We start from the raw sequence: 18,840 nt of genomic DNA, 5'->3' as shown, positions 1-18,840 counted from the left end.
GCAATTGTTTCGCAAATCGCTCAAGCTTCGATTGTCGCGGAGGACCCGCGAAGTCGGTGTGAAAATAATCTTCGCTTCGGTATTCGGGAGAAGACGAGATAAATGATCGGCGTCGTGTAAAGGGTCAATATCTGTGAAACGATCAAGCCCCCAACAATGGTGATGCCGAGCGGCCTGTGCAGGCCGGCACCTGGCCCGCTTGCTATTATGAGCGGAATTGCGCCCATGAAGGCAGCAAGGGTCGTCATTGTGATGGGACGAAACCTGCGTATGCACGCTTCCAAAATTGCGTCTTGAGGCGACTTTCCTTCGCGGCGCTCTGCCTCAAGAGCGAAATCCACCATCATAATCCCATTCTTCTTGACGATCCCGATCAAGAGAATAATGCCGATGAACGCAATTATCGTCAGTTCCGTACCGCTGACCCACAGGGCAAGAAGGGCTCCCAATCCAGCAGAAGGCAGTGTTGAGATGATTGTCAGCGGATGGGCAAGACTCTCATACAAAATCCCGAGGACGATATAAACGGCGAGCAAAGCTGTGAGGATAAGAAGCGGCTGATTGCCGGATGCCTGCATGGCGCTCGAGGCATCTCCCGCAAAATTGGCGTGCAGCGTATCAGGAAGATGCAAACCGTTCACAGCCGCGCGGACGGCCTGGTTGGCTTGGTCAAGGTTAACCCCTAGCGCAAGATTGTAAGAAATCGTCACTGAAGGAAACTGGCCTTGGTGGTTGACTGCCAGCGGTGCGATGCCACGCGCGATATGAGCAAACGCGCTCAGCGGCACTTGGCTACCGTCGGAAGCTGTCACATAGATCCGTAATATCTGCTCGGGGTCTTTCGCGAATTCGGGGTAGGCTTCCAACACCACGCGATACTGGTTTCGATCATCATAAATCGTCGTGATCTGCCGTTGAGCAAATGCATTGTTCAGCGCGGTATCAACCGCCGTCATGGGCACACCGAGACGCGCAGCCGCGGTCCGGTCCACTTCGATATTGGCCTGCAGGCCGCTCGGCTGCCGGTCGCTGTTTACATCCGTCAATAGCGGCTCGTCTCGCAAGCGCTGCAGGATACGAGGAGCCCATGCAATGAGTTCATCATAATCTGCATCCCAAAGCGTGAACTGATACTGAGAATCTGACGAGCGGGCACCGGCCCGGATATCGCCGGGTGAGAAGAACGACGTATCGAGCCCGGGAATTTTTGACGCCTCACGGCGCAAGCGGGCAATGACGTCGTTGATTGGAGGGCGCTCTTCGGCAGGTTTTAGCGAAATTTGCATCTGCCCCCGGTTTGTCGTGCCGAATAAACCGCCGCCTACGGAGGCACCGACGTTCAACACTGCAGGATCGCTTTGAACAACCGTCAGGAGTTGCCGTTGTAGGGCCACCATGGCCGGGTAGGAGATATCGCTTGCCGCTTGACTGCTGCCAACAACGAAGCCCGTGTCCTCCTGCGGAACAAAGCCTTTTGGCACTTTGGCGTAGAGATAAAATGTCAGCCCGACGCAGGCAAGCACCGTGAAGATTGCCAGGATCCGTCGGTGTAGGAGCATCTCGAGGCTGCGGCCGTAAAGAGCGGTCACGCGGTCTAAAAACGCATCCAATCCTCGATCTATCCGACCTGCAAGACCCGTGGGCGCCTGATGAGGCTTTAAGAGTTTTGCACAGATCATCGGCGTCAGCGTCAGCGACACGACGGTCGATACGGCAATGGTAAAGGCAAGGGTCAACGAGAACGCCAGGAAGAAGCGCCCGACGATGCCGCCCATAAAGAAAAGCGGGATGAAAGCCGCCATAAGTGAAATACTGATAGCAACGACAGTAAACCCAATCTGTCGCGCTCCACGTCTTGCCGCTTCGGTCGGCGTCATGCCGCGCTCAAGATTGGCGTAGATATTTTCGATCATGACGATCGCGTCGTCGACGACAAAGCCACTCGCAACCGCAAGCGCCATTAACGACAAGTTATCGATAGAAAGTCCTGTGAGCCACATGGCGGCAAACGCGCCGGCAAAGGAAAGCGGTACAGTGACACCAGCGGCAATTGTCGGAACTGGGCGGCGCAGAAAAACGAATACAACAGCCATAACCAGGACGACGGTGATCAGCAACGTGACCTGCATGCCATTGACGCTGCCGTGGATCGTCAACGTTCGGTCATTGAGGACCTCAATCTCTATGCCCGCGGGGATGAGCTTCTTTACTTCTGGGAGAACGGCTTTGACCTGATCGACGGTCGAGACAACATTCGCATCGGCTGCTTTCGTGATGTTGAGAAGAACGGCCGGTTTGCCATTGAACCAGGCATCGGACCGGCTGTTGCGGACGCCCTCATCGACGGATGCCACATCGGCAAGACGGACCGCCGTGCCGTTTGAGGCATGGATGATAGTGTCCCGATAATCGTCGAGGCCTTGCAGCTGTGCGTTGACGGAAATCGAATAGAAGGACCGAGGTCCGCCAATGCCACCCACCGGAGCGAGAGCATTGGCATTCACGACAGCATTATGAATGTCGTTAGTCGACAAACCTATGGCCGCCAGTCTGTCGGGATTAACGCGAACTCGCACAGCTGGCTGGTCAGCGCCGCTGACGGAGACGTCGCCGACGCCTTCAACCTGCGAAATCCGCTGGACCACAACACTATCTGCCGCATCGAAAACGTCGCTGGCCGGGACAGTGTCCGATGTCAACGCCAAAGTCAGAATGGGGGCTGCAGCTGGATTTGCCTTGCGAAGTGCTGGCGGGGAGGGCATGTCACTTGGCAGGTCAGCTATCGCGGCGTTAATTGCTGCCTGCACATCCTGCGCGGCACTGTCGATGTCACGCGACAAGTCGAATTGAAGGAAGATATTGGTCGAGCCCAGTCCGCTCATCGAGGTCATTTCAGTGACCCCTGCGATGGCTCCCAAATGTCTTTCAAGCGGAGCTGCAACGCTTGCCGCCATGCTCTCTGGATCGGCGCCAGGACGGCTCGCGCCAATGCGTATCGTCGGCAGATCGACAGCCGGCAGACTTGCAACGGGTAGGAAATGATAGGCGACAAAGCCTAATATCATTATGCCGATCGCCAGAAGCGTCGTGCCGATCGGCCGCTCGATGAAGGGATCGGACAGTTTCATTGTCCGTCCTCAGCAAGCAGGCGTCCGCTCTGGGCGTTCCTTCCACTCCATCTCGCGTGCAGCCCATCAAGCGCAAGATAAATCACCGGGGTGGTGTAAAGCGTGAGGAGCTGGCTCAGCAACAGCCCCCCAATGATAGAAATCCCAAGAGGAACACGCAGCTCAGCGCCGGTGCCCTGTGCGAGAGCCAGTGGCAAGGCACCAAAAAGCGCTGCAAGCGTTGTCATCATGATCGGACGAAACCGCAACGCAGCGGCTTCGACGATCGCCTGGCGTGGCGCACGGCCCTCCCGTCTTTCCAGATCCAGCGCAAAGTCGATCATCATAATCGCATTCTTCTTCACGATCCCCATCAGAAGAACGATGCCGATCAAGGCGATGATGGAAAGATCGTGACCGAACAGCATCAGGGCCACCAGCGCACCAACCCCAGCCGAGGGTAGCGTAGAGAGAATAGTGATGGGATGGATGGCGCTTTCGTATAGAAGACCAAGGACGATGTAGATTGTTACAACCGCCGCAAGGATGAGCCACGGTTCGCCAGCAATCGACTTTTCGAACTCTTCCGTATCGCCGCTGTAACTGCGTTGGATCGTCGACGGCATCCCAATTTCGCGTTCAGCCTTCTTGATGGCGTCGACCGCCTGACTGAGCGAGGCGTCAGCAGCAAGATCGAAACTTACCGTGACGGCTGGAAATTGCTCGTCGCGACTGATCACCAGCGGAGATGTGCTCAAATGCGTTGTCGCAAAAGCACTTAGCGGCACCATCGCGCCGTCGGCTCCGTTAAGGTAGATCTGCTTGAGGGACTCCGGATCGGATTGATAGCGCGGTGCAGCTTCGAGAATGACGCGGTACTGGTTCGCCTGACCATAGATCGTGCTGATCTGGCGCTGGCCGAACGCATCGTAGAGCGTGTCGCTGATATTCTGCATTGAAATGCCGAGTCTCGCGGCCAGTTGCCGGTCAACCTCAACGGAAAGCCGGCCCCCTCCCAGTTCCACCTCCGAATTGACGTCGATAAGAAGCGGATTTCCCTCAAGCTTGGCCGCCAGTTTATCGGCCCATTCGGCAACAGCGGACGCCGAGGTTCCGGTCAGCGTATATTGGTAAGCCGCACGGCTGGTGCGGGTGCTGATGGAGATGTCCCGAACGCTTTGGAAGGTCGCGCGCGTTCCTGGTACATCGGCAACTGCCTTGCGAAGGCGGGCGATAATTTCATCGGCAGAAAGGTTACGCTGATCGCGAGGCTTCAGGACGATCGTATAGGAGGCCGTGTTAAGCGTCAGATTGGAGGCCCCTGCACCAATTACCGAAGCGACGCCGGAGACAGCAGGATCCTTGCGAAGCCGATCGGTGATCTGGCCTTGCACCGCCTTCATCGCATCGAAGGAGCTGGTCGGTTCGGTTTCGATAACGGCGGTGATCAGCCCTGTATCCTGTGGCGGCAAAAACCCCTTGGGAACGAAAAGGTAAAGAGCGATCGTCACGAAGATGGTGATCGCGGTGAGGGCAAGCATCAGGGCCCTTTGATCGACAGCCCAATTGACGCTGCGCCGATAACCTTCATTCATGCTGTCCATGATGCGGTTCGTAACACCGAGCAGTCCGGTGTTACGAGCCTTGGGCGCGCGAAGGATGCGGGCGCACATCATCGGGGTCAGCGTGAGCGAGATGATGGCCGAGACCACGACAGCGATCGTTAAGGTCAAGGCGAATTCGTGGAACATGCGCCCAACGATCCCCGTCATGAAAAGGAGAGGGATGAAAACTGCGATCAAGGACGCTGTCAGCGAGATGATGGTGAAGCCGATTTCTCCCGCACCCTTCATAGCAGCCTGCATCGGCGTTTCGCCTTCCTCGATGTGGCGCGCGATGTTTTCGATCATGACAATGGCGTCATCGACAACGAAGCCCGTGCCGATTGTCAGCGCCATGAGAGACAGGTTGTCGAGGCTGAAACCGGCAAACCACATGATGCCGAAGGTTGCGATGAGCGAAAGAGGCAGCGCCACACCAGCGATAATGGTGGCCGTGAGCGTTCGCAGGAAGAGAAAAACAACGAGAACCACCAAACCGACGCTGAGCACTAGCGTGAACTGAACGTCGTGGATCGAGGCGCGGATCGTGTCCGTGCGATTGTCGACAATATCCAACGCAACGCCACTCGGCAGCGCCTGACGCAGCTGCGGCAACCGTTTTAGAACATCATCGACCGTATGAATGACATTTGCGCCCGGCTGTCGCATGACATCGACGATGACAGCCGGGTGACCCTGATAGGATGCGCCGACTTGACTGTTTTCCAGGCCTTCAACGACCTCGGCGACATCCTTCAGGAGAACGGGCGCGTTGTTGCGATAGGCTATAATCGTGTTGCGATAGACTTCGGGATCTTGGATCTGGTCGTTCGCCGAGAGCGTGAAGGATTGATAGGTGCCGTCCACAGCGCCCTTGGCGCCGGAGACATTGGCATTGGTGATTGCCGTTCGCAGATCCTCCAGAGACAGACTGTACGAGGCAAGGCGCGACAGGTCGGCCTGGACGCGAATGGCAGGTTTAACGCCGCCTTGGATGCGAACTTCTCCGACGCCTGACACTTCGCTGAGACGCTGCGCCATGATTGTATCGGCAAAGTCGCTGATTTCACGCAAGGGATAGGTCGCTGAGTGAAGCGCCAGGGTGACGATTGGCGTGTCCGCGGGATTCACTTTGGCATAGGTCGGAGGGTAGGGCAGGGTCCTTGGCAATCCCGATGCCGAATTGATTGCCGCCTGCACATCTTGCGCAGCACCGTCAATGTCGCGGTCGAGATTGAATTGCAGGGTAATCTGGCTGATGCCGTAAGCGCTTGAAGACGTCATCGAGGCCAAGGCCGGAATCTGCCCGAGCGGACGTTCAAGCGGCGCGGTCACCAAGGCGGCTATTGTGTCGGGGTCTGCACCTGGCAGCTGTGTCGTGACGCGGATGGTGGGAAAATCCACCTGCGGTAGCGGCGCTACTGGCAGCGATAGATAACCGAGCAAGCCACCCAGGAGCGTCGCAATTCCAAGTAGCGATGTGGCAATGGGGCGGGCAATAAACGGCGACGATATACTCATTGCGTCGCGCCGTCCGCTTTAGCCGGTGGGTTGGTCGATGGCGTAGTGGCAGGCTGATCGGCTGGTTTTTCCGCTGAGGCGCCATTTTGTCGATGGCCACCACGCTCCTGCCCCTGTCGATGCTGACCGCCTTCTCCGCCCCCTTGCCGGCGTTGGCGACGTGACTGGCTTTCATCGGCAAGTGGTACAGGCAATTTGCTCGGGTCAGCCTCTTCCTGGGATGAAACCTTGACGGCCGTTCCGTCCTGAAGCCGGGCAAAGCCCGTCGTCACGACTTTATCGTCAGCCTTAAGGCCTTCCGTAACAACGGAGATCTTATCGTCTTGCATCGCAAGCTTGATCGCCTGCATTTTCACTGTCTGATCGGGCTCAACGATGTAAGCGTAGGTGCCGCCAGGCCCGCGCTGAACAGCCGCGGAAGGAACGGTCAGGACGTTTTTCATCGTGCTTGCTAAAAGACGTGCGTTGACGAAGGCACCTGGCCAAAGGACCAGTTTTTGATTGTGAAACTCTGCTTTAAGTTTGACCGTGCCGGTCGTCGGGTCGACCTGATTATCAACGACGGTGAGCTTGCCCGTATCGATGACGGTCTTGCCGTCGCCGCTAAGGGCTTCGACCTGCACGTCTCCTGCAGTCACCGCCTCGTTGACCTGCGCCAAACTCTGCTGTGGTATTGCAAATATCACGTTGATCGGCTGGATCTGGGATAAGGTGACGATCCCATTCGTGTCGCTCGAGCTAACGATATTTCCGATGTCGACCGCCCGGATGCCGGTCCTTCCGTCAATGGGTGCAGTGATGGTGGTGTAGTCGAGCTGAGCCTGCGCAGCTTCGATCGCGCCTTGATCAGACTGAATTTGGGCGCTGTACTGGCTGACGAGCGATCGCTGATTGTCGACTTGCTGCTGCGTACCAGCCGCATTTTGTGCCAGGCGTTCGAGCCGGCTTAGTTCGAGTTGCGCATTGGCAAGAAGGGCCTCATCCTGCGCCTTCTTGGCAATCGCTTGATCGAGCTGTGCTTTGTAGAGCGCGTCGTCCAGCTTCGCAATGCGCGATCCCTTCTTGATGTCCTCGCCCTCGTCGAAATCGATAGCAGTGATTTTGCCGGTCACCTGGGCACGGACCACGACCGTGTTTAACGCTTTGACGCTGCCGATCCCGTTGACATAGACAGGCACATCGGACGTGGCGACGGGCGCTGCTATAACGGGAATGGCCTGATCCTTCGCATCACGGCGATCGTCCTGGCGTTCGTGGTTGGCCCATTTGCTTTGAAGCGGCGGCAGCCAGCTTTGCCTGGTGGCATAGGCTAGGCCAGCAATGACGATGATACCAACAAAGAAAACTGCCTTGCGTCTGCCCATTATCCAACCTTGTCTTGACGGATGACCGCCTCTTTCAACCTAAATTTTAGTGGTATGTCCGTAGCCAACAGGTTCAGTGCCCAGCAAAAGCTTAAAGAGAGATACGGTTCGATCATTGTTCAGATCATCTCGGGAATGATGATCCCGCAGCGGGGTGATAAAGCCGTGACAGTTCAGGAAGGCCATCTTCCTCTAATGGAGACAATGGTGATCGAAGCTCATGTCCTAAAAATGATCGGTAGCTAGCATAAGTGTCGATGGCCACATAGTTAAATTCAGTTCATGCACTAAGCCCCGCTACAGCTATAATCGCTTCCATTATATTCAAGTTAACGGGAACAGTCCGACGGATTTGAGGCTGCGGTTGCAACCAATTGGCGTTACGTCCGTTAGGAGTTGCATGGCGGACGCTGGGAGGAAGCAGCTGGTCGCCGGCAACCTCGCTATTTCTGATTTTCGAACCTTTTTGACCTCGTATCGTGCGTGAAATAGGTGGTCGGAGTTTTTCAATGCCAGATGCTTCTCTGCATGCGAACGATGCGTCGGCCTTTCCGATGCAGTCGCTTTTTGTGCCGTTTCCGTTCGTTTGCTTCACGATCGCTCTTGGGACGGATATAGTCTTTTCGCAGACCGCGAATGTGATGTGGCAGAACTTCTCAGCATGGCTGCTATTCATTGGATTGGTGTTCGGTGCACTAAGCTTTGTGGCAGGTCTTATCGATCTTTTAAGGCGGCGGACCTGGCCGCTAAGGCCATCATTCGCAGCAATCTTGTCCTATCTCGTCATGCTCGCTCTTGGCCTGCTGAATAGCCTGATCCACGCTGGTGATGGTTGGACGGCTGTTGTTCCCTACGGGCTTTTGACGTCGGCTGTCACATTTTTTGTCGCGCTGGTGACCATTAGTCTTTCGATCCGGAAATATGCACGTTTGGCCTGGAGACTTTGATGAACACTGCCCGTCTGTTTCTGATCTCTGCCATCACCCTAGCTTTTGCATTTAGCCTTTCTTCATGCAGTGACAATGACGACAACTTCGATGTCTCCCAGCAGATCGGACCAGATCCGGTTTTGCCGGAGCCATCCTTCAAGCTGCTCCCGGACTTGAAAGTGGCGGAAGTTACCGGTTGGAAGGACAATGAGGCACCAACGGTTCCAGATGGTTTGGTAATCAGCGCCTATGTGAAGGATGTCGGCAATCCTCGCAGCGTCCATACGCTTCCCAATGGCGATGTGCTGGTGATCCAGTCACGCGGTCCTACGGGCGAACCTAAGACACGGCCAAAAGATGTTATTCGCGGCTGGATCATGGCAATTGCCCATGGGGCAGGGGCTCCGCAAAAGGAAAGCAATCAGATCACGCTGCTTCGCGATACGAACCGAGACGGGAAGGTCGACGAGCGACATGACTTGCTGAAAAAGCTTGATTCTCCATTCGGCGTCGCTTGGGCGGATAACACGCTTTACGTCGCAACGACCTCAGCCGTTCTTGCTTATCCTTATGAGCTTGGACAGAACGAGATAACGGCGCAACCAAAAATTCTCACACCTTTGCCTGGCGGTCCCATCAATCATCATTGGACAAAAGACCTGGCGCTGAGCCCGGATGGTCGCTTTCTTTATGCCTCCGTTGGGTCGAATTCTAACATCGTCGAAAACGGTCTTGAGGCGGAGAAGAACCGCGCCGCAATCTGGGAAATCGATCGACGCACAGGCGCAAGACGCATCTTTGCTTCGGGCCTGCGCAATCCGAACGGGCTCACATTCAACCCCGAGACCCGCAACCTCTGGACCGTCGTCAACGAGCGGGATGAGCTTGGCCCCAATCTCGTCCCTGATTATATGACCTCCGTCAAAGATGGTGGGTTCTATGGTTGGCCGTGGAGCTACTACGGCAATCATATCGACGAGCGTGTCTATCCACAGCGTCCGGACATGGTTCAAAAGGCCGTTAAACCCGATTACGCGCTCTCCAGTCACGTGGCCGCCTTGGGCCTAACGTTTTCTCTTCATTCCGCTATGCCGGACGCCTATGCCAACGGCGCCTTCATTGGTGAACACGGGAGCTGGAATCGAAAATCGTTCAACGGGTATAAGGTTGTCTACGTGCCGTTCGACAAAGGTCAGCCTGCCGGAAAAGCGCAGGATATCGTGACAGGCTTCATTCAGAACGAGAAAGTAAAGGGAAGGCCTGTCGGTCTCGGCATCGACGGTACCGGAGCATTGCTGATCGCCGATGATGTAGGGGATACCGTATGGCGCGTATCTGCCGCCGACGGGCGTGTGACGCCTCGTCCAATCGGAACAGATGATCTCTCGGCGCCTGCACCGTAGCAGAAGGTGGTGGTGGTTGGTGGGCTTTAGTTGCTCATCTTTGATTGAAATGCCGCCTGCCGCCCCCCGTATCGCTCGGCTCAGAGAATTCCAGGAGACGCCGAACTTTTTCTTGAATATGAAGTTAGTTGGACATGCCCAGGTACTATTTCCATATCCGTGAAGGCGACGACCTTGCGCATGATGACGAAGGTCTCGACCTTCCAGATCTAGAAACAGCGCAGAAGGAAGCCTTGGAAGCGGCTCGTGATATGCTTGTCGAGCTGATAAGGAGCGGGCTTCCTGTTAACGGACAATGCTTTGAGATCTGCGACGAAAAAGGTAAAGTTCTACAGGTGGTTCCATTTCGAAAAGTTCTTAATCTCACCTAAGCTCGCGCATCACCTTTCCCATCATCTCCTCCGCCTACTATCCTGGAGCTGCACCAACAGGCAATCCTTCCTTGCCGCATTCCTCCACCTTGACGCAGGTTCCTGTGCATCCTATGCGTAAGTGACGGTTCCCGGAGGAAGTCTCCAATGGGATTAATAGGGAACACGGTGAGGAAGACCCAAAAGGGGCCAAAACCGTGGCTGCCCCCGCAACTGTAAGCGGATTGTCGATCATCCTCGGCCGAAAGGCGTGCCACTGCGACAGCGGGAAGGCAGATGCGAGATATAAATCCGCGAGCCAGGAGACCTGCCGTCGAACATAATCCCATTAGCCGGGCGGGGATGCCCGGAAGGAGCAACCATGTTTGACCGGTCTTGCAACCGAATCCCGACCTCTATTCGCGTCAATGTGCGGTACAGCCGAGAGTGAAAAACTCTGCATCGAGCACTCACTATTGCCGTCTCGCTTGCATAGAGGTCTTCCCGTGCGCCGATTTATTATCGCCCTCGCTTTTCTTGTCGGTCTTGTCGCCGGACCGCCGGCTTTCGCCGCTTCTTCCAGCCATTATCCTCTCACCATCAGCAATTGCGGGAGGCAGGTGAATTTCACCAAACCACCGGAAAAAATCGTATCGATCGGGCAGGGCATGACCGAGATTTTGCTCTCTCTCGGACTTTCTGACAAAATTGCAGGAACAGCGGTCTGGGTCGGCCCTGTGCTTCCGCAATATCAAGAGGTCAATAGTAAGATCAAACGCCTTGCCGATAACGATCCCAGTTTCGAATCGGTCGTTGGTCAGGAGCCTGATTTGGTTGCTGCCGAATTCGAATGGCATGTGGGCGCGCAAGGATCGGTGGGCCGCCGCGAACAGTTCGCCGACCTTGGTATCAATACCTACATCGCGCCCGCAGATTGCGTTGCGAAGACCAACACTGACGGCGGCGACGGGCTTCGAAAAGAGCTCTTCTCGATGGATCTGATTTACCAGGAAATCGCAGAACTCTCGCAAATCTTCGATGTTCGGGATCGTGGAGATGCGCTCATCGCAGATTTGAAAAAGCGAGAGGCACGAGCGGTCGCCTCCATTTCAGGCGCGTCGGGAAAGAACCTGCCCATCGTTTTCTGGTTTTCCAGCAAGGAGGTCAATGGCGATGCTTTCATTGCAGGGAAAAACAGTGCCCCCGCCTACATTCTCAAAACGATCGGTGCGAGAAACGTTGTGACGACTGAGGAAGAATGGCCACTGGTCGGGTGGGAAACGATTGCGCAGGCAAATCCCGCCGTCATCGTTCTGGCCGTCATGGACCGTCGCCGGTATGCCGCGGATGATCCGCAGGTCAAGATCGACTTTCTTGAGAGCGACCCGGTGACGAAGGAGCTCGATGCGGTAAAGAACAGGCGGTTCGTGTTGATGGACGCGCAGTCGATGAACCCGACGATCCGAACCATCGACGGGATCGAAACACTTGCCAGCGGCATCAAAAGCTTCGGCCTGACGCAGTGAAACCTGCCATTTTCAGCAAGCATGGCGCGCCTGTGTTTTTTGTACTCGCCATCACTGCATTGATCATGCTGGCTTTGATGATCAGTCTCGCCGTTGCAATCGGCGAGATACCGATACCACTATCCACGACGGCCAAAGCCGTTTCGAACCGGCTTTTCGGGACATCCTTTTACCTCAGTCGTATCCAGGAGGGCATCGTCTGGGACTATCGTCTTAGCCGTGCTATTGTTGCTGCCAGTGTCGGCGCGTCCTTAGCCGTGTGTGGCGTCGTGCTTCAGGCCATGTTGCGAAATCCGCTCGCAGAACCCTATGTTCTTGGCATCTCGGCGGGCGCTTCCGCAGGCGCTGTCGGCGTCACCATCCTCGGTCTCGGCTATGGCATTCTTTCGCTTTCTGGCGGCGCGTTTATTGGCGCGGTGCTTGCATTTTTGCTTGTCGCTGCGCTCGCTTCAAGCGCGGGCGGGTCGAGCGAAAGGATCATCTTATGCGGCGTTGCCGGATCTCAGCTCTTCAATGCGTTGACGTCTTACATCGTCACGACATCGGCAAGTGCGGAACAGGCGCGTGGCGTTTTGTTCTGGCTTCTCGGCTCCTTGAGCGGAACGCGATGGCCTGATGTGTATCTTTCAGGACCCATTGCATTAGCCGGGCTTGCCATTTGTCTATGTTATAGACGCGCGCTTGATGCCTTTGCTTTCGGCACGGACTCAGCTGCAGCGCTAGGTATTTCGGTTCGCAATGTGCAAGTCGTTCTTTTTGCGGTCACCGCTGTGATGACGGCAGCCGTTGTCAGTACCGTCGGCTCGATCGGCTTTGTCGGCCTTGTTGTTCCACATGCCGCGCGATTTCTTGTCGGGCCTGCCCATGGAAAACTTCTTCCCGCTGCTGCGCTTGGCGGAGCCATCTTCATGATCCTCGCCGATATCATCTCGAGGACCATCGTGCCGCAACAGGTCCTGCCGATCGGCGTGGTGACGGCACTGGTCGGCGCGCCAGCGTTCGCGCTCATCCTCTACCGCGTACGGAGAACAGCGTGACCATCGCAACCGACAACGTCACTTATACAGTCGGCGACGCGATAATTATCGATGGCGTCACAATTGCAGCGACTGAAGGCAAGATATTGGGTCTCGTAGGGCCGAACGGATCGGGTAAGTCGAGCCTTTTGCGATTGATCTGTCGCCTGCGACGCGCGAAGAGCGGCGTTATTCGTCTCGGTGGAGAAGATCTTTGCACGATGTCGAGGGGCGCTCTCGCCAGCCGGGTGGCTATCGTGGAACAGCAAACGTCAACCGATACGCCGCTGACAGCCCGTGAGGTGGTGAGCCTCGGCCGTACACCTCATCGCGGATTTTTATCCCCGTGGAGCAGTGAAGATGAGCAAGCCGTCGAAGAGGCGCTTGAGCGGGTCGATATGAGCGCGCGCGCGGAACGGTTCTGGCACACCCTTTCCGGCGGAGAACGCCAGCGCGTTCAACTTGCCAAAGCGCTTGCGCAGCGCCCAAGCGAGTTGCTGCTCGACGAACCCACAAACCATCTCGATATTCAGCATCAATTGGAAATTCTGTCGCTTGTTTCCAAACTCGGGATCACCTGCATCATTGCCATGCACGACCTCAATCTGGCGGCCATGTTCTGTAACAGCCTTGCCGTCTTACAAAACGGTAAAGTCGTTGCGTCGGGCAGTCCTGAACATGTATTGACCGCTGATCTGCTTGCTCAAATCTTCCGCGTCAAGGCGCATGTGGAGCGATCAGCGGTTCATGGGCGCTATCACATTCAATACCTGATCGATTGATCGCTCCAAGACACTATTAATTGGACGCGTTGTCGCACATTGGGATGGGCTTGGGCGGCGGCGCAGGATGATCCTGTTTATATCGCGCGATGACGGGTTCGAGCTTTTCCTTTGGCCAGAACACCGGCGTGCCGATCTCTTTGAGGCAGCTCTCGTTCCAGTAAGGCCTGCTTGTCGATGAGGCACGTCCCGCCGCAACAGACTGCGCGACCGCCTTGATGTCCTGAGACTCCGGATAAATGTAGACCGTAGTCGGATTGTCTTTAACCATTGCCAGAACCTGCGGCGCGTCGGACGGCGACCAGCTGGTGCAACCATCGCTTCTTCCGCCTGCATAGGTCACAAGATTGCCGAGAGGCACGAGACCGTCGCGATTGGCGTAGGGGCTATCTGTCTTCTTTTTCATGCAGATGCCGGCGACTTTTGCGGCAGCATGGCCGCCGATCGCCCGCTGCCGTGCATTGGCCGTTTCGCCCATGCCGTCGAACTGCACGAAGGATCGTGTCAGCACGGCTTCCTGCTTTGCACCCGCGTGATAGTAACCTTTGAAAGAGGTCTTGATCTCGCTTGTTAAATAAGGCCCGCCAGCCGTGAGGTTGGAATCGAGGGCGTTCCCGAAATTCTTCGCGCAGAGCCTCCCATTAGAGAAGTTTGCCGCGCCGGGCAGGTTGCGCCCGCTGCCGTGGCCTGCCGATATGACGCGGAACGATTGCTGTGCCTCGCAGATGGTGTAAAAGCGGCCACTTGAGGTCCCATCGGTTCCTGCATTTGGACGCGTGGCGTCCATGGCGAAATAGCAAGAGTTCTTCACCTTGCCTTCGGCAACTTTGGAAAAATAAAGGGCACGTGCTCTTTCGAGCACGGGAAGCGCAATTTGTCCGTCGCCTTCGCCAATATGAGGCTTTAGCCATGCAGGAATGGCAGAGGAGGCGGCCTGTGCTGAAGGAAGGGGCGCCGCTGCTGCAGCGACAAGGCTGAAGACGGTGAAAAATCCGGATCGCGAACAACGCAAGGGATGTCTCCTAAGTGCTAGCCAGAGCAAGGGCTATAAAAGTCTGTTGGTGCCGTCGCAGCGTGATCGAGCGTCTCACGCTGTTATATCATTCTTAAGAAAGCCTTAACATCGCACTTCCAACCGCGTTGCCACGAGCTGTGAATAGTCCGTGCCTTTAGGGTCGCTGAAAAACAAGGAGGTCAGCATGGCCTGATTTTCGGCAAGTATTTCTTTTGAATTGGGTCGGACCACCTTGCGAGAGCAGCGATTGAAGCCCTGCCCAGTCACCTTCAAGTCTTTGTCATCGACAAAGTCGAGAGCTGTGTAAAGGCTCGGGTCGTAGACTCCGAATATGATCAAACCCTTCAAAGGTGTCGGCTGCTTTGGCTTTTGCACGAAGGAAAGGGTCAAGGCGCCGTCGCTATAGTCGGCATGCAGCACGTCAGGCGGATCGAGTGTTACCGCTTTGCCATTGATCGTGATATTGGTGTAAAAATTGTATTGAGCCAGGGATTGTTTGACGGTTTTGGCAACTGCTTTCAGCTCTGGTGGGTCTAGCGTGTTATTTTGGTTTTTGTCGTAGTCCAGCAGAACGGATGAGGAGAAAACCTCGTCGAAGCGCCAGATATCGTGCACTTCCATCAGATTTCCGCTGGCATCTGAGATCGCCTCGAACTTCGCATCAACGAAAATATGCGGATGCGCAAGCGCCGCCGAGGGAGCTGCCAATGCGCAAAGCGTGCTGGCTATGGCAAGGACCCATGTTACTTCGGCTTGTTTGACGTTTTGCAGCTTCATATCAGAGCTGAGTGTTCAGCGATTGCGTCCGATTTAAGTTTTCGCGCAAAAAATCATCTTCTTGATCTTCAAATTGACGATAAGTTGAAGAAGAGGAAATTCTGGTGTCAAGCGTGATGACTTCGAAGTAGCGGCCTGCTTCGAACGCGCGATACGTCCCCACGAAAACCACGCCCGAAATTCGCCCTGAGCGAACGCGTTAAATAGCCTGCCGGACAAAGGAATCGTCCAGGCGATCTTGAATTTATTCCAGTGAGTGCAAGGTGAATGGAAGAACGCACGCTGGCAGGAAAAGTACGGATTAGAGGGGATGCGGATGATAGGAAACGACGCCCATTCTGCCGTTGTATTGATGAGACGTGTCTGAGAATGAATTGGTCATGGCAGTCCCTAAAACAGACGTATCTCACGAAACCGGTTTTGCTACGGTCCCTTCCTGTCGGCGTTGTAATTGCCGCCGGGGTCGTGGCAACCAGCTGGACCCACACGCTGCTCAGCGATCATCAGGATCTCGTGGTCCACACATTCCAGGTCATCGATACCACCAAGGACGTGCTTATCGGTCTGGATGATGCAGAAACCGGTCAACGCGGTTATCTTCTGAGCGGCGATCGACGGTATCTCGATCCTTACGATAAAGCGCTTTCCAGGTTGATCCACCTACGCAGCGATCTCAAGACGGGGATTTCCGATAATGCGGATCAAGAAGAGCGGGTTCGCCGGCTTGACACGTTGATCGACACAAAGCTCGGTGAACTGAAGCATTCGATCGACGTTCATGATAACCAAGGTCCCGATGCCGCAAGGGCTCTCGAGGTCGCGATGATGGAAAAAGCGACCATGGACGATATTCGCCGTGTCATCGGCGACCTCACGGAGAGCGAGAAATCGCTTCTCTCGAAGCGCCAATCCGAAGTCGACAAGGATGAAACCCGTATCCGGATCGTTGCGGTCCTGGTCGGCCTTGCTTCATTTGTGACGCGTATGCTTGTTGAGCTTTATCTGGCGCGCAAAAATAAGCGCGGTTCCGGAAACGCCGCCGCGCTGCGTTGAGTTGGGCCGTATTGCGGAGGTGGTGATAAACTTGGAATGGAAAAGGGGCGCGGCGAAAGCCGCGCCCCTCATCTGTTGACTCATTTATACGAGGTCGAAACGGTCCGCGTTCATCACCTTCGTCCAGGCAGCGACGAAGTCGTTTACGAATTTTTCCTTGGCATCTGACTGCGCATAGACTTCTGCCAAAGCGCGAAGCTGCGAATGTGAGCCAAAGATCAGGTCAACGCGCGTACCCGTCCAGCGAAGTTCGCCGCTCTTGCGATCGCGACCTTCGTAAACGCCGTCTTTGCCTTCGACAGGTGCCCACTGCGTGCGCATGTCGAGAAGGTTGACGAAGAAGTCGTTCGTCAGCGTTTCCGGGTTGTGCGTAAACACACCATGTGCAGGCTGTCCGGCCTTGAGGACACGCAGACCGCCGACGAGTACGGTCATCTCTGGCGCGGTCAAGTCGAGAAGCTGTGCCCGATCAACGAGCGCCTCTTCCGGCTTCATAAATTGACGTCCGCTGAGATAGTTGCGGAAGCCATCTGCACGCGGCTTCAGAGCTTCGAAAGACGTGACATCAGTCTGTTCCTGCGAGGCATCAGCCCGTCCCGGTGTGAACGGAACGGTGATGGCGTGGCCAGAGGCTTTGGCTGCCTGTTCGACACCGGCTGCGCCAGCAAGGACGATAAGGTCCGCAAGCGAAATCTTCTTTCCGCCTGACTGTGCGCCGTTGAAGTCTTTCTGGATTCCCTCAAGAACACTGAGAACCTTGGCAAGCTGCGCTGGCTGGTTGACCTCCCAGTCCTTCTGCGGCGCAAGGCGAATCCGTGCGCCATTGGCGCCGCCTCGCTTGTCGGAGCCACGGAAGGTTGCAGCGGACGCCCATGCCGTCGAGACCAGTTCCTGTACCGAAAGGCCAGATGCCAGAACCTTGGCTTTCAGATCAGCAATATCCTTCTCGTCAACCAGCGGATGATCGACCGCAGGAATGACGTCCTGCCAAATCAGGTCTTCCTTGGGCACTTCGGGGCCGATGTAACGAACCTTCGGGCCCATGTCGCGGTGGGTCAGCTTGAACCAGGCGCGAGCAAATGCATCTGCGAATTGATCGGGATTTTCGAGGAAACGGCGCGAGATCTTTTCGTATGCCGGATCAAAGCGAAGCGCCAAATCTGACGTCAGCATGGTAGGGAGATGCTTCTTGGAAGGATCGTGCGCATCCGGGATGGACGGTTCTGCATCCTTTGCCTTCCACTGGTATGCGCCAGCCGGGCTCTTCGTGAGTTCCCACTCGAACTTGAAGAGGTTTTCGAAGAAGAAATTGCTCCACTGGGTTGGGGTCTGGGACCACGTCACCTCGGGGCCACCCGTAATGGTGTCTGCGCCAAAGCCGGTGCCGAACTTGCTCTTCCAGCCAAGGCCCTGATCCTCAAGGGCACCGCCTTCCGGCTCGGCACCGATGAGGGACGGATCGCCTGCACCATGCGTCTTGCCGAACGTGTGGCCTCCGGCGATCAGCGCGACAGTTTCCTCATCGTTCATCGCCATGCGGCGGAAGGTTTCTCTGATGTCGCGCGCCGAGGCGAGGGGATCAGGATTACCGTTCGGGCCTTCTGGGTTGACGTAGATCAAGCCCATCTGCACCGCGCCCAGGGGCTCGGAAAGCTCACGCTCACCGCTGTAGCGTTCATCTCCCAGCCAAGTGCCCTCCGGGCCCCAGAACAGCTCCTCCGGCTCCCACGTGTCGACACGACCACCGGCAAAGCCGAACGTCTTGAAGCCCATGGACTCAAGTGCTACATTGCCGGTCAGGATGAAGAGGTCTGCCCAGGAGATCTGGTTGCCATACTTCTGTTTGATCGGCCAAAGAAGGCGTCGCGCCTTGTCGAGATTGGCGTTGTCCGGCCAGCTGTTGAGAGGAGCAAAGCGCTGCTGACCAGCGCCTGCGCCGCCACGGCCGTCCGTGATGCGGTATGTGCCGGCGCTATGCCAAGCCATGCGGATGAAGAGGCCGCCGTAATGGCCGAAATCGGCTGGCCACCAATCCTGCGAATCTGTCATCAACGCGTGGAGGTCGCGCTTGAGACCCTCGTAATCGAGCTTTCCGAATTCGTCGGCATAGTTGAAGTCGGGGCCCATCGGATCTGCGATCTTGTTCTTCTGATGAAGGATCTGCACATCCAGCTGTTCTGGCCACCATTCCTTGTTGCCACGGCCTTTTGCACCTGCGGGGCCATGCGCAACGGGACATTTCCCGCCTGTTTCTACTTTGTTGTCCATGGGATTTCTCCTTGATAGCTCACTGTTCGGCTTGAAAGGACAGGTTTTCTATCGATGCTCCGACATCTAACCAGGAATATGAATCTGCATTAAGGCTTTGGCCGGTCTGTAGTCGTCGACGCCTAGCG

At 56.0% G+C, this 18,840-nt stretch carries 12 protein-coding genes, 1 pseudogene and 1 riboswitch; of the genes and pseudogenes, 7 read left to right on the top strand and 6 right to left on the bottom strand.

Features of this window, described 5'->3' with window-relative positions:
• Nucleotides 1–20: 20 nt before the first annotated feature.
• From VQ830_RS15830 to VQ830_RS15820, 3 genes are read right to left on the bottom strand one after another with little or no spacing between them, the layout of a single operon-like run.
• Nucleotides 21–3,128 carry an efflux RND transporter permease subunit gene (locus VQ830_RS15830; protein ID WP_337269105.1) on the bottom strand — a complete coding sequence of 1,036 codons (3,108 nt, stop codon included), beginning with the start codon at nt 3,126–3,128 and terminating at the stop codon, nt 21–23.
• Nucleotides 3,125–6,229, bottom strand: a complete 3,105-nt coding sequence (locus VQ830_RS15825; protein ID WP_337269104.1) for an efflux RND transporter permease subunit — start codon at nt 6,227–6,229, stop codon at nt 3,125–3,127. The genes VQ830_RS15830 and VQ830_RS15825 overlap by 4 nt, the downstream gene beginning before the upstream one ends.
• Nucleotides 6,226–7,593, bottom strand: a complete 1,368-nt coding sequence (locus VQ830_RS15820; protein WP_337269103.1) for an efflux RND transporter periplasmic adaptor subunit — start codon at nt 7,591–7,593, stop codon at nt 6,226–6,228. The genes VQ830_RS15825 and VQ830_RS15820 overlap by 4 nt, the downstream gene beginning before the upstream one ends.
• A gap of 509 nt (nt 7,594–8,102) precedes the next feature.
• Between VQ830_RS15820 and VQ830_RS15815 the strand changes: the two genes are divergently transcribed.
• From VQ830_RS15815 to VQ830_RS15790, 6 genes and pseudogenes are all read left to right on the top strand, one after another.
• Nucleotides 8,103–8,540: a DUF2231 domain-containing protein gene (locus VQ830_RS15815; RefSeq protein WP_337269102.1), complete on the top strand. Its 438-nt coding sequence runs from the start codon at nt 8,103–8,105 to the stop codon at nt 8,538–8,540.
• Nucleotides 8,540–9,901, top strand: a pseudogene (locus tag VQ830_RS15810) (PQQ-dependent sugar dehydrogenase); the annotation flags it as partial. The gene VQ830_RS15815 and the pseudogene VQ830_RS15810, both read left to right, overlap by 1 nt.
• 158 nt (nt 9,902–10,059) lie before the next feature.
• Nucleotides 10,060–10,296 (top strand): DUF6894 family protein, encoded by a 237-nt coding sequence (locus VQ830_RS15805; protein WP_337269100.1) that lies wholly within the window; start codon nt 10,060–10,062, stop codon nt 10,294–10,296.
• 108 nt (nt 10,297–10,404) lie between these two features.
• A riboswitch (cobalamin riboswitch) is annotated at nt 10,405–10,625 on the top strand.
• A 156-nt stretch (nt 10,626–10,781) separates the two neighbouring features.
• Nucleotides 10,782–11,801 carry an ABC transporter substrate-binding protein gene (locus VQ830_RS15800; RefSeq protein ID WP_337269099.1) on the top strand — a complete coding sequence of 340 codons (1,020 nt, stop codon included), beginning with the start codon at nt 10,782–10,784 and terminating at the stop codon, nt 11,799–11,801.
• A 65-nt stretch (nt 11,802–11,866) separates the two neighbouring features.
• Nucleotides 11,867–12,838: a FecCD family ABC transporter permease gene (locus VQ830_RS15795; protein WP_337269242.1), complete on the top strand. Its 972-nt coding sequence runs from the start codon at nt 11,867–11,869 to the stop codon at nt 12,836–12,838.
• On the top strand, nt 12,835–13,599 hold the full coding sequence (locus tag VQ830_RS15790; protein WP_337269098.1) for an ABC transporter ATP-binding protein: 765 nt from the start codon (nt 12,835–12,837) through the stop codon (nt 13,597–13,599). Before VQ830_RS15795 ends, VQ830_RS15790 begins: the two co-directional genes overlap by 4 nt.
• Before the next feature lie 16 nt (nt 13,600–13,615).
• Here the strand turns inward: VQ830_RS15790 and VQ830_RS15785 are convergent, their stop codons facing one another.
• Together VQ830_RS15785 and VQ830_RS15780 are read right to left on the bottom strand one after the other, a co-directional pair.
• Entirely contained in the window at nt 13,616–14,611 is a 996-nt protein-coding gene (locus VQ830_RS15785) for a hypothetical protein (protein WP_337269097.1), read from the bottom strand.
• Nucleotides 14,612–14,716: 105 nt separating this feature from the next.
• Nucleotides 14,717–15,391: a DUF1007 family protein gene (locus tag VQ830_RS15780; protein WP_337269096.1), complete on the bottom strand. Its 675-nt coding sequence runs from the start codon at nt 15,389–15,391 to the stop codon at nt 14,717–14,719.
• Between the two features lie 420 nt (nt 15,392–15,811).
• Here VQ830_RS15780 and VQ830_RS15775 point away from each other — a divergent pair, with 420 nt between their 5' ends.
• On the top strand, nt 15,812–16,444 hold the full coding sequence (locus tag VQ830_RS15775; RefSeq protein WP_337269095.1) for a CHASE3 domain-containing protein: 633 nt from the start codon (nt 15,812–15,814) through the stop codon (nt 16,442–16,444).
• Nucleotides 16,445–16,528: 84 nt separating this feature from the next.
• Here VQ830_RS15775 and katG read toward each other — a convergent pair whose 3' ends face one another.
• Nucleotides 16,529–18,712 (bottom strand): catalase/peroxidase HPI, encoded by a 2,184-nt coding sequence (gene katG / locus VQ830_RS15770; protein WP_337269094.1) that lies wholly within the window; start codon nt 18,710–18,712, stop codon nt 16,529–16,531.
• Nucleotides 18,713–18,840 lie beyond the last annotated feature (128 nt).

The sequence above is a fragment of the Oryzifoliimicrobium ureilyticum genome, from assembly GCF_037199735.1.
In the GTDB taxonomy this organism is placed as follows: Bacteria; Pseudomonadota; Alphaproteobacteria; order Rhizobiales; family Rhizobiaceae; genus Rhizobium; species Rhizobium ureilyticus.
This window is presented reverse-complemented; position numbering and strand designations above follow the sequence as displayed.